General features: G+C 60.9%; 15 protein-coding genes. 10 read left to right on the top strand and 5 right to left on the bottom strand.

The annotated features are described in order from the left end of the window. Positions 1-42 precede the first annotated feature (42 nt). Positions 43-801: a ribonuclease PH gene (gene rph / locus ERD78_RS08000; RefSeq protein ID WP_129968745.1), complete on the top strand. Its 759-nt coding sequence runs from the start codon at positions 43-45 to the stop codon at positions 799-801. Between the two features lie 12 nt (positions 802-813). Here the strand turns inward: rph and ERD78_RS07995 are convergent, their stop codons facing one another. After that, complete coding sequence (locus tag ERD78_RS07995) at positions 814-2,166, bottom strand: MmgE/PrpD family protein (protein ID WP_129968744.1); 1,353 nt, start codon at positions 2,164-2,166, stop codon at positions 814-816. Positions 2,167-2,211: 45 nt separating this feature from the next. Then, complete coding sequence (locus ERD78_RS07990; RefSeq protein WP_129968743.1) at positions 2,212-3,372, bottom strand: acyl-CoA dehydrogenase family protein; 1,161 nt, start codon at positions 3,370-3,372, stop codon at positions 2,212-2,214. A 114-nt stretch (positions 3,373-3,486) separates the two neighbouring features. Between ERD78_RS07990 and ERD78_RS07985 the strand changes: the two genes are divergently transcribed. From ERD78_RS07985 to ERD78_RS07960, 6 genes are all read left to right on the top strand, one after another. Continuing rightward, positions 3,487-4,443, top strand: a complete 957-nt coding sequence (locus tag ERD78_RS07985) for a LysR family transcriptional regulator (RefSeq protein WP_129968742.1) — start codon at positions 3,487-3,489, stop codon at positions 4,441-4,443. A 32-nt stretch (positions 4,444-4,475) separates the two neighbouring features. Further along, positions 4,476-5,081 (top strand): RdgB/HAM1 family non-canonical purine NTP pyrophosphatase, encoded by a 606-nt coding sequence (gene rdgB / locus ERD78_RS07980; RefSeq protein ID WP_129968741.1) that lies wholly within the window; start codon positions 4,476-4,478, stop codon positions 5,079-5,081. A 5-nt stretch (positions 5,082-5,086) separates the two neighbouring features. After that, positions 5,087-6,298: a radical SAM family heme chaperone HemW gene (hemW, locus tag ERD78_RS07975; protein ID WP_129968740.1), complete on the top strand. Its 1,212-nt coding sequence runs from the start codon at positions 5,087-5,089 to the stop codon at positions 6,296-6,298. Positions 6,299-6,529: 231 nt separating this feature from the next. After that, positions 6,530-7,942 (top strand): type I glutamate--ammonia ligase, encoded by a 1,413-nt coding sequence (gene glnA, locus ERD78_RS07970; RefSeq protein ID WP_129968739.1) that lies wholly within the window; start codon positions 6,530-6,532, stop codon positions 7,940-7,942. 44 nt (positions 7,943-7,986) lie between these two features. Next, positions 7,987-9,057 (top strand): nitrogen regulation protein NR(II), encoded by a 1,071-nt coding sequence (glnL, locus tag ERD78_RS07965; RefSeq protein ID WP_129968738.1) that lies wholly within the window; start codon positions 7,987-7,989, stop codon positions 9,055-9,057. Beyond that, positions 9,054-10,655 (top strand): sigma 54-interacting transcriptional regulator, encoded by a 1,602-nt coding sequence (locus ERD78_RS07960; protein ID WP_129968737.1) that lies wholly within the window; start codon positions 9,054-9,056, stop codon positions 10,653-10,655. The genes glnL and ERD78_RS07960 overlap by 4 nt, the downstream gene beginning before the upstream one ends. Here the strand turns inward: ERD78_RS07960 and ERD78_RS07955 are convergent. From ERD78_RS07955 to ERD78_RS07945, 3 genes are read right to left on the bottom strand one after another with little or no spacing between them, the layout of a single operon-like run. Further along, positions 10,652-11,440, bottom strand: a complete 789-nt coding sequence (locus ERD78_RS07955; protein ID WP_129968736.1) for an ABC transporter ATP-binding protein — start codon at positions 11,438-11,440, stop codon at positions 10,652-10,654. The two genes, ERD78_RS07960 and ERD78_RS07955, sit on opposite strands and share 4 nt — an antisense overlap. Before the next feature lie 45 nt (positions 11,441-11,485). After that, on the bottom strand, positions 11,486-13,156 hold the full coding sequence (locus tag ERD78_RS07950; protein ID WP_245152383.1) for an ABC transporter permease: 1,671 nt from the start codon (positions 13,154-13,156) through the stop codon (positions 11,486-11,488). Continuing rightward, positions 13,140-14,186 carry a Fe(3+) ABC transporter substrate-binding protein gene (locus ERD78_RS07945; protein WP_129968735.1) on the bottom strand — a complete coding sequence of 349 codons (1,047 nt, stop codon included), beginning with the start codon at positions 14,184-14,186 and terminating at the stop codon, positions 13,140-13,142. The genes ERD78_RS07950 and ERD78_RS07945 overlap by 17 nt, the downstream gene beginning before the upstream one ends. 303 nt (positions 14,187-14,489) lie before the next feature. On the opposite strand from ERD78_RS07945, the gene ERD78_RS07940 reads away from it, so the two are divergent. From ERD78_RS07940 to recG, 3 genes are all read left to right on the top strand, one after another. Then, positions 14,490-15,266: a ferredoxin--NADP reductase gene (locus ERD78_RS07940; RefSeq protein ID WP_129968734.1), complete on the top strand. Its 777-nt coding sequence runs from the start codon at positions 14,490-14,492 to the stop codon at positions 15,264-15,266. A 156-nt stretch (positions 15,267-15,422) separates the two neighbouring features. Continuing rightward, the gene (locus ERD78_RS07935; protein WP_129968733.1) at positions 15,423-15,809 is read left to right on the top strand and encodes a Rid family detoxifying hydrolase; all 387 of its coding nucleotides are present in this window, start codon (positions 15,423-15,425) and stop codon (positions 15,807-15,809) included. 26 nt (positions 15,810-15,835) lie between these two features. Continuing rightward, positions 15,836-17,899: an ATP-dependent DNA helicase RecG gene (recG, locus tag ERD78_RS07930; protein WP_129968732.1), complete on the top strand. Its 2,064-nt coding sequence runs from the start codon at positions 15,836-15,838 to the stop codon at positions 17,897-17,899. Positions 17,900-17,927: the final 28 nt, after the last annotated feature.

The raw sequence follows: 17,927 nt of genomic DNA, 5'->3' as shown, positions 1-17,927 counted from the left end.
GAAAATGGCGTGTCATTCATCCCGCCAACATGAGGTAGCCGTTTGTCCGCATCCAGTTCCAATTCCATTTCATCATTCTCCCGCCCTTCTGGTCGCCTGCCGGCACAATTGCGCGAGGTATCCATTGAAACGGGCTATATCCGCTACGCCGAAGGCTCGGTCTTGATGCGAGCGGGCAATACCCATGTGCTCTGTAATGCCAGCGTACTGGATAGAGTGCCCCCGTTCCTGAAAGGAAAAGGGCAGGGCTGGGTTACCGCCGAGTACGGCATGTTGCCGCGCTCCACACATACGCGCTCCGACCGAGAGGCGGCTCGCGGCAAGCAAAGCGGGCGTACACAAGAAATCCAGCGTCTCATTGGCCGCAGCCTGCGGGCGGTGTTCGATCTGCAGGCGCTCGGTGAGCGCACGCTGCATCTGGATTGCGACGTCATTCAGGCCGATGGCGGCACGCGCTGCGCCAGCATTACCGGCGCCTGGCTTGCGGCAGCGTTGGCCGTGCGTCGCCTGGTGGGCGAGGGCGTGCTTGCGGCCAACCCGATACAAGATCATGTCGCCGCCGTGTCAGTGGGGCTGTACGAAGGCATGCCGGTGATGGATCTGGATTACGTCGAAGATTCGCGCTGCGGCGCGGACATGAACATCGTCATGACCGGGGCCGGCCATTTCGTGGAAGTGCAGGGAACTGCCGAAGGACAGACATTTGGCCGGCCCGATTTGAATACCCTGCTGGATCTTGCCCAGCAGGGTATTCAGTCTCTCATCGCGCTGCAGCGCGACGCACTGGCTGAGGACGATTAACGAAAGCGCAGATTACTGGATAAAGGGGCCGACCAACGACGCGTCGGCCAGCGCCCATACCCGCTGTATCAGCGCCTCGACCTCTTCATGCGTTGCCGCGTTGCGATATGTTCCCAGGGCATAGGCCTTGGTTTCGATTTCCTCGCGTGACAGCGTATTACCCGGATCGCCCTTGGGCTCATCGACTCGCTCGAAGTATTCCTGGCCATCCGTCGTGCGTACGGTGACCTTGCCTATCCAGCGGTTTGGATAGGCAGTATCCACTTCGTCGTCCAATACCATGCTGACTCGGTCCCGAAATGCCTCGACCTGCGCATCGCCCAGGGCGGCGTCGAACTCAGGCAGCCCGGCGCGCCGATGCAGCGCGATCATGGCCAGCACTGTTCCCATCGAGAATTTGGATTGATGCACCGAAGTCGGATTGACTACCGGACCCAGCACATCGATGGCTCCTTGATGGACATGTGCGGTTACCGAGGCGATGTCCTGCGCCTTGAGATCGCGTGACAGAACCAGTTTGAGTAGGGCGTCCGCCGCCGGATGCGTGTGGCGGCACGATGCATGGAATTTGAACGAAGATTCAACCACCGTCCAGCGCGTACCCAGCCCATCCGTGAGCTTGCGCACATCGGCATCGGTAGACATGCCTGCGGCCATGCCCTGTGGGCCTTCCAGAATATGCCGCGCTCCGGTGAAGCCGTCTTGTGCCAGGTAGGCGGCGATCATGCCGTTGACAGCAGCCTTGCCGGTATGCAATTGCTTGGAATCCGCCGCGTCGCGCAAGAACTCCCACAAGCCCGCTGCCTGGGTGCCTGCAGAGCCAAAGGCATTGAGCATCTGTTCTTCGTCCAAGCCCAGCAGGCGGCCCACCGCGGCAGCCGACGCCAATGCGCCGGCCGTGCCTGTGGTGTGAAACACCTTGTAGTGCGAGCGGCCCAGGAACTCGCCCACGCGTATCCCGACTTCGTAGCCGGCCACACAGGCGGTGATCAACTCCTTGCCGGAGCGGCCCAGCGCCTGCGCAGTGGCGATGGCAGGGGGAAACACCACGGCAGCCGGGTGAAAAACCGAGCCATTGTGCACATCGTCCTGTTCCACCATATGTGCAGCGGCGGCATTGACCAGCGCCGCAAACAGGGGGCTGGTGGTCTTGCGCGTGACCAGGTTTTCGGACGGCCCGCTGGCGGGCCCCATGGTGTCGGCCAGCTTGGCCATGCTCTGCACTGGCCGGGCACTGGATCCCGCCAGTTCGGAGGCCAGCGTGTCGAGCAGCAGGTCTTCGGTGCGCCGCGCCACATGCGCGGGGATATCCTCGTACGTCAGGCCGGCGGCAAAGCCGGCAAGTTCTGCGCTTGGATGGGTCATGGTGATCTTGAGACTCGCTATGGTTTGAAAGCGGGGCCGCAGTGCTCAGAACGAGCGCGGCAGACCCAGAATATGCTCGGCAACGTAGGACAGGATGAGGTTGGTCGAGATGGGAGCAACCTGGTATAGACGGGTTTCCCTGAATTTTCTTTCTACGTCATATTCGTTGGCAAAACCGAACCCGCCGTGGAACTGCAGGCAGGCGTTGGCGGCCTCCCAGGAGGCGTCGGCCGCAAGCAGCTTGGCCATGTTGGCCTGGGCGCCGCAGGGCTGATGGGCATCGAAAAGCCGGCAGGCTTCAAAGCGCATCAGGCTTGCCGCCTCGACATTGATATGAGCGCGGGCAATCGGAAACTGTACACCTTGGTTCTGGCCTATGGCCCGTCCGAAGACAACGCGCTCCTTCACATAGGCGGACACCTTGTCGATGAACCAATGGCCATCGCCTATGCACTCCGCGGCGATCAAGGTGCGTTCGGCGTTCAAGCCATCCAGGATGTACTTGAACCCCATGCCTTCCTCGCCGATGAGATTCTCGGCAGGGATTTCCAGGTTCTCGAAGAACAGCTCGTTGGTCTCGTGATTCACCATGTTCGGAATAGGGCGGACATCCAGGCCGTTACCGATGGCCTGGTGCAGATCGACAATGAAAATCGACATGCCTTGGGATTTCTTCTTCACCTGATCCAGGGGCGTGGTACGCGCGAGCAATATCATCAGGTCCGAATGTTGGATGCGGGAAATCCAAACCTTCTGGCCGTTGATGACGTACCTGTCGCCCTTGCGTACGGCGGTCGTCTTGATCTTGGTAGTGTCCGTGCCGGTCGTGGGCTCGGTGACGCCCATGGACTGCAAGCGCAGTTCGCCGCTGGCAATGCGGGGCAGGTAGCGCTGTTTCTGCTCCTGCGAGCCGTGCCGCAACAGCGTGCCCATGTTATACATCTGACCGTGACAGACGCCGGAGTTGCCGCCGTTGCGGTTGATTTCCTCCATGATCACCGAGGCCGCCGTCAAGCTCAGGCCCGAGCCGCCGTATTCCTCCGGGATCAGTGCGGCCAACCAGCCGGCTTCCGTGAGCGTATTGACGAATTCTTCCGGATAGCCGCGTTCCTCGTCTATTTTACGGAAATACTCGGGAGGAAATTGCGCGCAGAGGTCGCGGATGGCGTCGCGGATGTCCTGGAAGTCGTGCGGATCGTTCGGCATGTCTGGATATTCGGTTTTATTACAATGGAAGCTTGTTACTGTGCCTCAACCGCCGTCGCTTGCCAATTATTGCTTGCTTAAGCAGGGGTTTGCAATTCATGAAGAGAATATAAAATGGCCACGCATTTCGACCTTATCGACATGCAGCTGATGGTCAATGTCGCTGGCGCCCAGAGCATGACCAAAGGCGCGGAGCGGTCGTTTCTGTCGTTGCCCGCCGCGAGCAATCGCGTCAAGAACCTTGAACAGCATCTTGGTACAACGCTGCTGTATCGCAACAGCCAGGGGGTGACGCTGACGCCGTCAGGTGAAGCCTTTGTGCGCCATGCGCGCATCATCCTGCGCCAGCTGGAGCACTTGCGCGGCGACATCCGCGAATACGCCAGTGGTGTCAAGGGGCGGATCAGGGTCTATGCAAATACCACAGCCATGAACGAATTCATGCCGACGGTCCTGGCGCGCTACCTGGGGGAGCATCCCGACGTCAACGTTGAACTGCGTGAGCGGCTCAGCTATCTGGTGGTCAAGGCGGTTGCGGATGGTACGGCGGATATCGGCATTACTGCCCAGGCCTCAGGCGGAGAAAATATCGAATTTCTGCCTTACCGCACCGACAGGCTGGTTCTGGTCACCCACGAAGATCACCCCTTGGCCGTTCACAACACCGTCGATTTCGACGATACGCTGGGCTGGGACTATGTCGGCTTGTCCGAGGCCAGCGCCATTCATTCCTTCCTGATGCAGGCGGCTGACGATCTGGGACGCGTCCTGCGTTTCCGAGTCGAGGTCAGCAATTTCGAAGCGGCCTGTCGCATGATCGCTTCCCACGTCGGTATCGGGGTTATTCCTGAAACGGCCGCAAGGCGTTACGTGCAGGGGTTGCCGTTGGCTGTTATGGGGTTGAATGATGCCTGGTCCCTGCGGCGTCTGCACATCTGCGTACGTCAATTTGACAGGCTGCCCGTGTTCGCCAAGGATCTGGTTTCCCTGCTGGTGCGAGACGGCGCCGGCCAGGGTGCAGACGCGCCACCACCCGAAAGCGCCGAGCGCATCACCGATATGGACGTCTGAGCGCGTCATTGAAATTACGGAGTATTCATTGCATGACTGATCGCGTTGTGTTGGCGTCCAATAACGCTGGCAAGCTGCGGGAATTTTCCGCCATTCTGGCCCAGGCCGGCATGACCATGGTCGCCCAGGGCGAGTTGGGCGTGACAGAGGCTGAGGAGCCCCATGCGACATTTGTCGAAAATGCGCTGGCCAAGGCTCGGCATGCCAGCCGCCATACAGGGCTGCCGGCGCTCGCCGACGACTCGGGGCTGTGCGTTGACGCATTGGACGGCGCTCCGGGTGTTTATTCCGCACGCTTTGCTGCCCTCGATGGCGGCGGGAAATCCGATGCGGCCAACAACCGCAAGCTGGCCGATCTCATGGCCGGACAGCCCGACCGCGCCGCCAGCTATGTGGCATTGCTGGTTTACGTGCAGTCGCCGGATGACCCAACGCCCATCATTGCGGAAGGACGGTGGCGGGGAGAAATCCTGTCAAGCCCTCGCGGCGGCAATGGCTTTGGCTACGACCCGCTCTTCTATCTGCCCGATCTGGGCTGCAGTGCCGCCGAACTGGCGCCCGAAGAGAAAAATTCGGTGAGCCATCGCGCCAAGGCGCTGCGTTTGCTGCTGACGCAGCTACAAGCGTTACGCGTCTAGCGATCATGGATGCCACTTCAGAAGGCCGCAAGCCGGGCGTTGTATCGCTGGATCCCCGTGGGCGCACCATCTTGTCCAGCCTGCCGCCGCTGTCGGTCTATGTGCATGTGCCCTGGTGTGTGCGCAAGTGCCCATACTGTGATTTCAATTCGCACGAGCTGGCGGGCGATATTCCCGAGGACACTTACCTGGACGCGCTTGCCGCCGATCTGGAGCAGGCCCTGCCCCAGATATGGGGCAGGCAGGTCATTTCGGTGTTCATCGGTGGCGGCACACCGAGTTTGTTGTCCGAGCGCGCCATAGATCGCCTGCTTGCCTTGTTGCGAGCCTACCTCAACCTGCTTCCCGATGCCGAGATCACCCTCGAGGCCAATCCTGGCACGCTCGAGGCAGGCCGTTACGCCAGTTATGCCGCTAGCGGCGTGAATCGCATTTCCCTGGGCATTCAAAGCTTTGATGATGTTGCCCTGAAGGCCTTGGGGCGCATTCACGATGGCCGGCAAGCGCGTGCCGCGATCGAGTCGGCGCAAACGGCTGTGGGGCGGGTGAATCTGGACCTGATGTTTGCATTGCCAGGCCAGACGCTGCAGGGATGTATGGACGACCTCGACCAGGCCATGTCTTTCGGCACAGACCATCTATCTGTTTATCATCTGACGCTGGAGCCCAACACGGTTTTCGCCAAATATCCGCCGCAGTTGCCTGACGACGATCTCAGCGCGGCCATGCAGGAGGATATTGCCGGAAGGCTGGATACGGGCGGCTGGAAACGATACGAAATCTCAGCCTACGCCCAGCCCGGCCAGCAGTGCCGGCACAATGTGAATTACTGGGAGTTCGGAGATTATCTGGGAATTGGCCCAGGCGCCCATGGCAAGCTGTCGTTTCACGACCGCATCCTTCGCCAGGCGCGCCTGCGCAATCCGCGATCCTGGATGGAGAAGGCTATGCGGCGCGATGGCAGCCATATTGCCGAACAGAAGGAAATTCCCTGGCGGGAGTTGGGGTTCGAGTTCATGCTCAATGCACTGCGTCTCAAGGCAGGCGTTCCACGCACCTATTACATGGAAAGGACCGGGCAGCCCTTGCTTGCGGTGGCCGGTGCCATGGAACGGGCAACGGCGCTCGGTCTTCTGGACCCCGATCCCGTGGCACTGCGAGCGACTGACTTTGGCTGGCGTTTCCTGAACGACTTATTGGCCGAGTTTCTGCCTTGAGGCCGCCTCAGCCGGGCAGCCGCAGCTATCACGCGGCTAGCGGACAGCCACCTGGGCAGCTTCATCCCTGCACTACAATATGCACCAAACAAGTGCATAATGCACCAAACAGGGGATTCGGAAAGCAGAGCCTGGTGGCTGGCATGGCGTCCTCTTGCGTCAAAAGTGGCACGATGTTTGCGTAGCTATGCATGTCCCTCAATTTATCGACCTCTTGGTCCAGGAGCGTATATGTCCACCCCAGAAGAAGTAGTCAAGTTGATCACCGAGCGCGAGATCGCTTTTGTCGATTTTCGCTTTACCGACACGCTCGGCAAAGAGCATCACCTGACTGTGCCGGCGCATACAGTAGACGAGGAAAAGCTGGAAAGCGGCGTTGCGTTCGACGGGTCGTCGATCTCCGGATGGAAGGGCATCGAAGCATCGGACATGCTGCTGATTGCCGATCCGGACTCGGCCCGCCTCGATCCCTTCCGCGAAGAAGCCACGCTGAATCTTACCTGCGACGTGGTCGATCCTTCCGATCTCAAGGGCTACAGCCGCGATCCGCGATCCCTGGCCAAGCGCGCCGAAGCGTATCTGAAATCCAGTGGATTGGGCGATACGGCCTATTTTGGCCCCGAGCCCGAGTTTTTTGTCTTTGACGGCGTCGCCTGGGACGACGGAATGTCGGGGTGTTTCGTCAAGATCAAATCCGAGGAGGGCCCGTGGTCCCGTGGCCTTGATCTCGAGGGCGGTAATCTGGGGCATCGCCCGGGCACCAAGGGCGGCTACGTACCGGTCTCGCCCATCGATTCCTTCCATGATCTGCGCTCCGAAATGTGCCTGCTGCTGGAACAGCAGGGCGTGCCGGTCGAAATCCATCACCACGAAGTGGCCGCACCGGGCCAGCTTGAAATCGGCACCCGTTTCGGCACGCTGGTCCAGCGCGCCGATTGGAACCAGGTCTTGAAGTACACGGTGCGCAATGTGGCCCATGTATACGGCAAGACAGCCACCTTCATGCCCAAGCCCATTGTCGGCGACAACGGTTCGGGCATGCACGTGCACCAATCCATCTGGAAGGATGGGCAAAACCTTTTTGCCGGTAATGGCTATGCGGGCCTGAGTGAATTCGCCCTGTACTACATCGGCGGCATCATCAAGCATGCCCGTGCGCTCAACGCCCTGACAAACCCCGGTACAAACTCCTACAAGCGTCTTGTGCCCCACTTCGAGGCGCCGGTCAAGCTGGCCTATTCGGCGCGCAATCGCTCCGCCTCCATACGCATTCCTTATGTGGGCAGCCCCAAAGGGCGCCGCGTCGAAGCCCGTTTCCCCGATCCGCTGGCCAACCCTTATCTGGCTTTCTCCGCCCTGATGATGGCGGGCCTGGATGGCGTGCAGAACAAGATTCATCCGGGCGACCCTGCGGACAAGAATCTGTACGATCTGCCGCCTGAGGAAGACGCTAAGATCCCGACAGTATGCGCATCGCTCGAGGAAGCGGTCGCAGCCCTCGATCAGGATCGTGAATTTCTGACGCGCGGCGGCGTGTTTAGCGACGACATGCTGGATGCCTATATCGATCTCAAGATGGCGGAAATCACGCGCCTGCGCATGACCACCCATCCTGTTGAATTTGACATGTACTACAGCCTGTAGTGGGCGGGCGGCCCGAAGCCGCCTGTATGCTTGCGGGGCGGGCCATGGATGTAACCAGCTGCGATCTGCTTTCGACGGCCGTTCTGTTCCTTGACGGGCAGGGCGCCATCGAACACGCCAATGTGGCCGCTGAAGAGCTGTTCGGCCAGTCGCGACGCCAGTTGCGCGGCCAAAATGTACAGCAGTTGCTCGGTGCGGACGAAGCGTTGCAGGCTCGTCTGCCGGAAGCGCTGAAGGGGCGTTTCGGCACACTGCGCCAGGATTTGGTCATGGCGGGCACCTCGGGCCCTCACATGATCAGCCTGGCAATAGTGCCGTTGCAGGGCCAGCCATGGGCGGCCCTGCTGGAGGCCCGACCCATGGAGCATCATCTGCTCCTGGATCGGCATCGGCAATTGGGCGAGGAACTGGCCGCACAGCGCGAATCGCTGCGCAATCTGGCGCATGAAATAAAGAACCCGCTAGGTGGCATACGGGGTGCAGCGCAATTGCTTGACAGTGAGCTGTACAGCGACGCGCTGCGCGAGTACACCGGTGTGATCATGGCGGAGGCGGACAGGCTGGCCAGCCTGGTCGACCGGTTGATTTCTCCGCAGGGCGACTCGCTGCAAAAGCGTAAGTTCAACATCCATCAAGCATGCGACCGCGTCCATAAGCTGGTCAGCGCCGAGTTTCCGGACATTGACGTGTTGCGCGACTACGATGCTTCCGTGCCCGATCTGTGCGGTGATTTCGAGCGCCTGCTTCAGGCGCTGCTGAACATGGCGCGCAATGCGGCCCAGGCGCTCAGCGAGTCGGCGCCTCGGGACGTGGCCGCCATGTCGGCGCCACCGCGTATCATTCTGCGCACTCGTGTGGGGCGCCAACTGCTGCTCGGCACTCACCAGGCTCGTTTGGGCCTGATTGTTTCAGTCGTCGACAACGGGCCTGGCGTGCCGCCCGAGCTGCGTGAGCGAATTTTTCATCCCCTGGTCACAGGGCGGCCCCATGGCACAGGTTTAGGCTTGAGTCTGGCGCAGGAGTTCGCCCAACAGCATGGCGGCATGATTGAGCTCGTATCGCATCCTGACTGTACCGAGTTTCGCATGATTCTGCCCATGGAGCATCCATCATGAAACCAGTATGGATCGTCGATGACGACCAGAGTATCCGCTGGGTACTGGAAAAGGCGCTTGCCCGGGCCGACCTGGCGGTGCAGGGTTTTGCTTCGGCTGCCGAAATGATGACGGCCCTAGAGCACGAGACGCCGTCGGTGCTTGTAACGGATATCCGGATGCCCGGACAGGACGGCCTGAGCCTTTTGCACCGCATCAAGCAGGATTATCCTGGTTTGCCTGTCATCGTCATGACCGCTTTTACTGATCTGAACAGCACTGTCGCGGCGTTTCAGAAAGGCGCTTTTGACTATCTGCCCAAGCCCTTCGATCTGAATGCAGCCGTCGCACTGATCCAGCGCGCGTTGCGTTCCAGTAGCCCGGATACTGGAGCACGGACGCAGGGCGGCCCCGCCGATGCGGGTACGCCGTCTTCGGCGGGGGGGCAAGAGCCTGGGCAGCCCGGCGTAGCGCTGCCGGCAGGGCTGGAAGGGGCAGCGCATGCCTCACAGCGCAGCGGCGTGGGCCGCATCATGATGCAATCATCTGCGCCCGCCATGCAGGAGGTGTTCCGAGCCATTGGTCGCCTGGCTTCATCCAGCGTCACCGTGCTGATTACCGGCGAGTCAGGTACCGGCAAGGAATTGATTGCCCGTTCGCTGCATACGCACAGCAATCGCGCCGAAGGCCCCTTCATTGCGCTGAACGCGGCCGCCATCCCCAAGGACTTGCTTGAGGCCGAACTGTTCGGCCACGAGCGGGGCGCATTTACCGGAGCCACCCAACAGCGACGCGGACGTTTCGAGGAGGCCCGCGGCGGCACGCTCTTTCTTGATGAAATTGGTGACATGCCTTTCGACCTGCAAACGCGCCTGTTGCGCGTGCTGGCCGAAGGCAGCTTTTACCGGGTCGGTGGATCCCAGGCCGTGCATGCCGATGTGCGCATCGTGGCCGCCACGCATCAGCCGCTCGAGCAGCGTGTGGCTGAAGGCCGGTTTCGGGAAGACCTTTTTCACCGGTTGAACGTCATCAGGCTGCGGCTGCCGCCTTTGCGCGAACGCAAAGAGGATATTCCCGCGCTGATCGGCCTTTTCATGCGCAACAGCGCCCAGGACCTCGGCGTGCCTGTGCGTCACCTTACGCCCGATGCCTTGCGGGCGATGCAGGCGTTCGATTATCCGGGCAACATCAGGCAGCTGGAAAACTTCTGCCAATGGCTGACGGTTATGTCATCCGGCCAGTACATCGAGGCCAAGGATCTGCCGCCAGAACTGCTTCGTGCACCACCGCAACATGCGCCGGCAACGGCAGCAAGTGCTCACCATGGGGGCCTGGGCGAGGGCGGTGTCGCGCATGGACCGGGCGATGCAGGCTTGCCGGCAGCGCCCTTGGAAAGCGCGGCTGAGCATGCCTGGTTGAATCTGCTGGAACAGGAAGCCTTGACGCGTCTCGCGCGTCAGGAACCTGCCATCATGGCAACCCTCACGCGCGAGTTCGAGCGGATATTGCTTGCTACAGCACTGGGCTACAGCCGCGGACGCCGCATGGAGGCGGCGCAGCGCCTGGGCATAGGGCGCAATACCCTGACGCGCAAGTGCAAGGAATTGGGCCTGGACTAAGCCTGTTCCTGCATGCCCCGCAGATAAGCCTGCGCGCGTTGCGCCATGAGGGCTTCGCGACGTATGAAGCCGGCCACGAAGTCGTCGATGGGATGGTGATGCAATGCATAGGGCGTATCCCACTGGACTATTCCGCCATCGCGCATGACGCCGATGCGGTCAGCGATGGCGAATGCCTCAGCCTGGTTGTGCGTCACAAGAATAGCGGTATGCCCTGTAGTCTTGAGGATGTCTCGTAGCTCGAAAGCCAGGTGCTCGCGCGTGTCTATATCGAGATTCGAGAAGGGCTCGTCGAGCAGCAGTAGCTCGGGCTCCGGCGCGAGTGCGCGCGCGAGCGCCACGCGCTGTTGCTGGCCACCCGAAAGCTCGTGAGGATAGCGTTGCGCCATGCCGTCGAGGCCGATTAGCGCCAGCAGATCAGACACACGGCCGCGACGCTTTGTTTTGTCCCAGCGGCGCAGACCAAAGGCGATATTGCCCTCTACCGTGAGATGGGGAAATAGTGCGTAATCCTGGAACATCATGCCGACTCGGCGCTGCTCGGGAGGCACGCCCTGGCCCACGCTGGACAGTACGGCTCCTTCCAGCGTAATGCTGCCGGAGCGCAGCGGCTCAAATCCTGCAATAGCGCGCAGCACACTGGTCTTGCCGCAACCGGAGGCGCCCAGGAGACAGGCGATGCATCCTTTGTCGATACCGAGGGTCAGACCGCTCACGGCTGGCTGCAGGCCTTGCTCGGTTTCATAGGCAAGCGAAATATCGTTCAGATGAAGCAATGCTGGCATGGCGTGGCGGTATGACAGAGTTGGGTTGTGCTTGATGGCGTCGGGCTATCTGCGTGTGACACGCAACTGCGTGCGCGCCAGGATGATTACAGGCAGCAGCCCCGCAATGACAATGGCCAGTGCGGCAATCGCGCCTTCCTCGTAGGTGCCGCGCGCGGCTTCGGCATATAGCCAGGTTGCAAGCGTATCGAAATTGACTGGACGCAATAACAGCGTTGCAGACAGCTCTTTCATGGCATCGACGAATATCAGCAGGGCACATGCGCCCAGCGCTGGCCGGAGCAGCGGCAGATGAATGCGCCGCAACACGCCCGCGGGGCGCTCGCCTAGCAGGCGGGCGGCCTGCTCCATGGAGGGGGGGATGCGGGCGAGGCCGGCTTCGACACTGCCGATGGAGATAGCCAGGAAGCGGATGGCATAGGCCACGACAAGCGCCGCACTGCTGCCCATGAGCACCAGTCCCGGATCCGCATGCCCCAGCATGGTCCAAAGATGGGCAATGAGACGATCCACGAATATGAATGGCATGAGCAGCCCAATGGCCAGGACGGTCCCGGGCAGTGCATAGCCACTGGTGGCGATGCGCGCCCCGGTACGCACCAACCAGCCTTTGCTCGCCCGGGCCTGTCTTGTGATGCGTGCGGCCCAGGCCACAATGAGGCCACAGATCACAGTAAGCAGGGTTGCTGCCAATGCGACGTACAAGGTATTTCCAGCGCTGCGTAGCAACTGCTCTGACACGCCTCCGACCTGATGCAGGCGCGTTAGGGTCGCGTCGAGCAGATACAGGGCAGGGGCGATGAATCCGATGATGACAGGCAGGCTGCCCAGCAGGCAGGCAAGGACGCCTGCGCCGCCGCGAAGTCCCAGGGGCCGGATATTGCGGGTGCGCTGGGTGTCGGCATAGCGTTGGCGCCGCCGCCCGTGCCGCTCCAGCATGACCAGCGCCGCTACGATGACCAGCATGGCCAGGGCAATCTGGGCGGCGCCTGCAAGATCATTGCGTGTAATCCAGGTGGTATAGACGGATACGGTGAGTGTCTGTACACCGAGAAACTCGGATGCGCCAATGTCGTTGAGTGTTTCGAGCAGGGCAAGACTGACGCCGACCGCGATGGCTGGCCGCGCCATGGGCAGCGCCACGCGGAAAAAAGTGCTGCGACCGGTGGCGCCAAGCGTGCGTGCGGCCTCGAGCAGGCTGGCGGACTGCGTGGAGAACATGATGCGTGTGCTCAGGTATACGTAGGGGTAAAGGACAAACCCAAGCAGGAAAATAGCGCCAGGCAGGGAACGCAAATCGGGCAGGCGAAACTGGCGTGGGCTATCGTATCCGAGGAGGTCACGCACCAGTGTCTGTATGGGGCCGAGTGGATGCAGAATGTCAAGATAGGCGAACGCCACGATATAGGTAGGTACGGCCAGTGGCAGCAGCAGCGCCCAAGACAGCATGGCCCGCAAGGGAAAATCGTAGGCGGTAACCAGCCAGGCGCTGCCGACACCCAGGCAGGCAGCCAGGATGCCCACGCCTAGCAGCAGAAGCACGGTATTACGCAGCGCTGTCGGAAGAACGAACTCGAGCAGATGGGCCCAATGGCCGGCTTCGCCGTGCATGGCAAACCATCCGAGCGCCACGACGGGCGCCAGGACACAGGCAGCAATGAAAAGGGCGGCCAGAGGCCACCCTGGGTGATGCTGCGGCTTAATTGTTGAAGCCAACTTTATCTACCAGCTCGCTGGCTTCCTTGCGATGTTTTGCGATTTCAGTAAGCGGCAACGGGTCGATTACGAGTTCGCCGAAGCTTGCTACAACGGGGTCGAGCTCGACGCCCTGCTTGATGGGATATTCGTAGTTGGCATTGGCATACATGCTTTGGGCCTTGTCGGATACAAGGTATTCGAGCAGCTTGATGGCGTTGTCGCGATTGGGAGAATGCTTGGCAACCGCGGCGCCGGAAATATTGACATGAGTGCCTTTGCTTTTCTCGTTGGCAAAGGTGGGGCGCACTACCTTGATGGCATCGCCCCATTTGCGGGCATCGGTGCCGGGCTCTGCATTTTTCATGCGCCCCACATAATAGGCGTTGGCGATGCCGATGTCGCAAATGCCACCCAGTATGTCACGCGCCACATCCCGGTCGCCGCCTGCGGCGGGGCGTCCCAGATTGGCCTTGACGCCGCGAAGCCAGGTTTCGGTGGCTTTCAGGCCGTCGTGGGCGATCATGGCAGCGATGAGCGCGGTGTTGTATGGATGCTGGCCCGACCGTATGCACACCTTGCCTTTCCATTTCGGGTCGGCAAAGTCCTCGTAGGTAATGGCGTTCAGGTCTATGTCTTTTGCGACATAGGCAACGCGGTCACGCAGCGACAGGGTGAACCAGTGATGGTCGGCCCCGCGCAGGTTGGCGGGAATGGTTTCCTGTAGGATGGCCGAATCCACCGGTTGGGTAACGCCGGCCTGCACCAGGTCGAGCAGGTTGCCGATGTCGACTGTCATGAGGATGTCGGCCGGTGATTTGTCTCCCTCGGCCTTTACGCGCTCTATAAGGCCATCCTTGACGAAGACAGTGTTGACCTTGACACCGGTATCCTGGGTGAATTGTGCAAGCAGGGGCTGAATGAGGCCCGGCTCGCGCGTGGTGTAGAGATTGACTTCGGCCGCATGAGCGGGTGCGGCGAAGGCGGACAGCGCAAGCGCGCCCGAGAATGCGACGATGCGCAGGGACTTGGACGTGACGGATGTGAACATGGGGGAAGCGTACTCCGCAGTGTTGCAGGGGAAGGGGACAAATGACAGCAAGAGGGCGGGGCTGACTCGCCCGCAAGCCTGGTTTTAAACAATAATGATTCTCATGTAAGATATCGGAAAGATAACAGACTCGGCGCATGTTTTCAACTTTTTGTAAGCTTGAACCGCGGCGCGCCGGCTGCTCTCGTGTTCGCCACTTGGCCGCGTATCATTCCCCGCAAGGGGGTGTCGGCTGCCGTGGGCTAAAATAGGGCCGGTGCCCGCGGGTTTCTTCTTGTGCCGGGCCGTTTTTCATTTCTGGATATGGCAGCTTTCAATACCGAGCAGGTTCTTAGTGTCCGTCACTGGAACGACACCTTGTTTTCCTTTACCACCACGCGCGATCCGGCTTTGCGTTTTCACAACGGCCATTTCGTCATGCTTGGCCTGGAAGTCGACGGCAAGCCGCTCATGCGGGCGTACAGCATTGCCAGCGCCAACTACGAAGACAATCTCGAATTTCTCAGCATCAAAGTGCAGAACGGCCCGCTTACCTCGCGCCTGCAGCACCTCAAAGAGGGCGACTCCATCCTGGTCAGCCGCAAGCCGGTCGGGACGCTGGTAGTCGACGACCTGAAACCGGGCCGGCATCTCTACCTCTTCGCCACCGGCACCGGGCTGGCACCCTTCATGAGCATCATCAAGGATCCCGACATCTACGAGCGTTTCGAGAAAGTAGTGCTGCTGCACGGCGTACGTTTCAAGAGCGAATTGGCCTATGCGGACTACATCCAGCAGGAGCTGCCCGCCAACGAATACTTCGGCGAACTGGTCCGCGACCAACTCATCTACTACCCAACCGTCACGCGTGAGCCTTTCCGCAACCAAGGCCGCATCACGCATGTCGTGGATACAGGCCGCCTGTTTCAGGATATCGGTCTGCCGCCCCTAGACCCCGGGCTCGACCGTGCCATGCTCTGCGGCAGCCCGGCCATGCTTGCGGATGTGGGTGGCATGCTGGATAAGCGGGGCTTCGTGGTGTCGCCCGGTGTGGGGCAGCCGGGTGATTATGTCGTGGAACGAGCATTCGTCGACAAATAAAGCCGCCCGGAACGTAAGTTGGCGTTTGCCGCGGCGCGCGAAGAAGGGGCTTTCAGTACGCCGCCCCTTGCGGCATAAAGAGCTTTTAACTTTAGCTATAGCAGTTTAAACTTCAATAGTTGTTTCTATTGAAATTCAGGCTAAAGGATGCTCTGCATGGCTAAAGAAATTATTCATACCGACGCCGCGCCAGCTGCGGTCGGCCCGTACTCCCAGGCAGTCGCAGTAACCGGCGGCAAGACCATCTATCTGTCGGGCCAGATTGGCCTTGAGCCCGGTACCGGAGATCTGGTCTCCGAGAACTTTGAAGGGCAGGTTCGCCAGGCTTTCGCCAATATGAAGGCTGTGGTCGAGGCTTCAGGCGGCACGCTTGATAACATCGTCAAGCTTACTCTTTTCCTCACGGACCTCAGCAAGTTTGCCAGCGCCAACGCGATCATGGCGGATATCATTCCCCAGCCTTTCCCCGCGCGTTCCACGCTGGGCGTGGCAAGCCTGCCAAAGGGCGCCCAGTTCGAAGTGGAAGCGGTCGTCGTCATCTGAACGGGCTGGACCCCGTGTCCGCTTCCATGTCCGAAGAGACCGGGACGCCGCGCACCGTCTCTCAAACGCCGGCGGCGCTGCTCCAGCGCCGGCTGGAACGCCTCGGGTTGCGGGAGCCGGCCGATTTCGTCGTACATCTGCCACTGCGCTACGAAGATGAAACCCGCATTCTTCCCATAGGGGCGCTTGCGCCCGGTATGACGGCTCAGGTGCAAGGCGACGTTCTGCATAGCGAGGTGCAGTTCAGGCCGCGCAGGCAGCTGCATGCGGTGCTGAGCGACGAAACGGGCCGGCTTCAATTGCGCTGGATGAATTTCTATCCAAGCCAGCAGAAGCAATTGGCCGCAGGCAAGCCGCTGCGCGTGCGTGGCGAGGTGCGCAGCGGCTTCAATGGGCTAGAGATGGTGCATCCCAAGGTCGGCAGCGCCGCGACGCCCTTGCCCGACGCCCTGACTCCGGTCTATCCGACCACAGATGGTCTGTCGCAGGCCAGCCTGCGCAAGGCCGTCGAGCAGGCGCTGGCGACGGCGGATCTTTCCGATACGCTGCCCGAAGAAGTGCTGCGGAAATACAGGCTCATTCCCTTTGACCAGGCCATTCGTGTGCTGCATCACCCGCCTGCGCGAGTATCCTATGACGAACTCATCGAGCGCGGCCATCCGGCCTGGGTGCGCATCAAGTTTGACGAACTGCTAGCGCAGCAACTTTCGCTCGCGCAGGCGCGCGCAGCCCGCCGCGCCCAAAAGGCAAGACCTCTGGTCGCGCGGGACGAACTCCTGGAACGTCTGCGCGCAAGCCTGCCTTTCCGGCTGACACAGGCCCAGGAGCGCGTCGTCGCCGAAATATCCGCCGACCTTGGGCGGGCATTTCCCATGCATCGTCTGCTGCAGGGAGACGTGGGTAGCGGAAAAACCGTAGTGGCGGCCTTTGCCGCGGCCCAGGCTATATCGGCAGGCAGTCAGGTGGCCATCATGGCACCGACTGAAATTCTGGCCGAGCAGCATTTGCACAAGTTGTCGGCCTGGCTGGAGCCTTTGGGTGTATGCGTTGCCTGGCTTACCGGCGGGCTGTCCGGCAAGCTGCGCAGGAAGGCCATGCAGGACATTGCCGAGGGTCGCGCTCAATTGATCGTGGGTACGCAGGCGCTTATCCAGGACAAGGTGGATTTTCACAGTCTTGGCCTCGTTGTGCTCGACGAGCAGCACCGGTTCGGCGTAGGGCAACGCCTTCAGCTCAGCCGCAAGGGCGAGGCGCCTGCGGGCACGTTACTGCCTCACCAGCTCAACATGAGCGCCACGCCCATACCCCGCACACTGGCCATGACGTTTTTCGCCGATCTTGATGTCTCGGCCATCGACGCGCTGCCGCCGGGCCGCAGTCCCATCATTACCAAGCTTATTGCCGACAGCCGGCGAGCGGAGGTGCTGGACAGCGTCACAGCCGAAGTCAGGCAGGGCAGACAGGCTTATTGGGTATGCCCCCTGGTTGAGGAAAGCGAGGCGCTGCAGCTGCAGACCGCCGTGGACACGCATGCCAGGCTTGCCGAAGCGCTTCCGGATCTTCGTGTTGCGCTCATCCACGGAAAGATGGCGCCGGCAGCCAAGCAGGAAGTCATGCAGGCCTTTCGCGATGGCCGGATCGATCTGCTGGTTGCCACCACAGTGATAGAGGTGGGGGTCGATGTACCCAATGCGTCACTGATGATTATTGAACATGCCGAACGGTTTGGTCTGGCGCAGCTGCATCAATTGCGGGGTCGGGTAGGGCGGGGCAGCACACAGTCTATATGTGTACTGATGTACCAGGCGCCCTTGAGCGCCATTGCACGTCAACGCCTGCGCGCCATGTACGAAACGGTGGATGGCTTCGAGATTGCCCGTCGCGATCTCGAACAGCGGGGGCCGGGCGAGTTTTTAGGAGTGCGGCAGTCGGGACAGGCGTTGTTGCGATTCGCCAGCCTGGACACCGACGAACGCCTTGCCGCTCAGGCCCGGGAAGCCGTTGCATTGATGCGGAAAGCGTTTCCAGATCATGCCGAGGCGCACATGCGGCGCTGGATGCGGGGCAAGGAGGACTTCCTGCGCAGTTAGCGCTGGCGCAGCCCGATTATTGCGAGAA

This window comes from Allopusillimonas soli (assembly GCF_004153445.1).
GTDB lineage: Bacteria > Pseudomonadota > Gammaproteobacteria > Burkholderiales > Burkholderiaceae_B > Allopusillimonas > Allopusillimonas soli.
Note: the sequence above shows the minus strand (reverse complement) of the source record. Positions and strands in the feature narration are given on the sequence as shown.

Bases quoted from the DNA above. Each gene is read 5' to 3' on its own strand.
- ERD78_RS07995 (WP_129968744.1), bottom strand. From the start codon at position 2,166: ATGACCCATCCAAGCGCAGAACTTGCCGGCTTTGCCGCCGGCCTGACG.
- ERD78_RS07990 (WP_129968743.1), bottom strand. From the start codon at position 3,372: ATGCCGAACGATCCGCACGACTTCCAGGACATCCGCGACGCCATCCGC.
- ERD78_RS07985 (WP_129968742.1), top strand. From the start codon at position 3,487: ATGGCCACGCATTTCGACCTTATCGACATGCAGCTGATGGTCAATGTC.
- rdgB (WP_129968741.1), top strand. From the start codon at position 4,476: ATGACTGATCGCGTTGTGTTGGCGTCCAATAACGCTGGCAAGCTGCGG.
- hemW (WP_129968740.1), top strand. From the start codon at position 5,087: ATGGATGCCACTTCAGAAGGCCGCAAGCCGGGCGTTGTATCGCTGGAT.
- glnA (WP_129968739.1), top strand. From the start codon at position 6,530: ATGTCCACCCCAGAAGAAGTAGTCAAGTTGATCACCGAGCGCGAGATC.
- glnL (WP_129968738.1), top strand. From the start codon at position 7,987: ATGGATGTAACCAGCTGCGATCTGCTTTCGACGGCCGTTCTGTTCCTT.
- ERD78_RS07960 (WP_129968737.1), top strand. From the start codon at position 9,054: ATGAAACCAGTATGGATCGTCGATGACGACCAGAGTATCCGCTGGGTA.
- ERD78_RS07955 (WP_129968736.1), bottom strand. From the start codon at position 11,440: ATGCCAGCATTGCTTCATCTGAACGATATTTCGCTTGCCTATGAAACC.
- ERD78_RS07945 (WP_129968735.1), bottom strand. From the start codon at position 14,186: ATGTTCACATCCGTCACGTCCAAGTCCCTGCGCATCGTCGCATTCTCG.
- ERD78_RS07940 (WP_129968734.1), top strand. From the start codon at position 14,490: ATGGCAGCTTTCAATACCGAGCAGGTTCTTAGTGTCCGTCACTGGAAC.
- ERD78_RS07935 (WP_129968733.1), top strand. From the start codon at position 15,423: ATGGCTAAAGAAATTATTCATACCGACGCCGCGCCAGCTGCGGTCGGC.
- recG (WP_129968732.1), top strand. From the start codon at position 15,836: ATGTCCGAAGAGACCGGGACGCCGCGCACCGTCTCTCAAACGCCGGCG.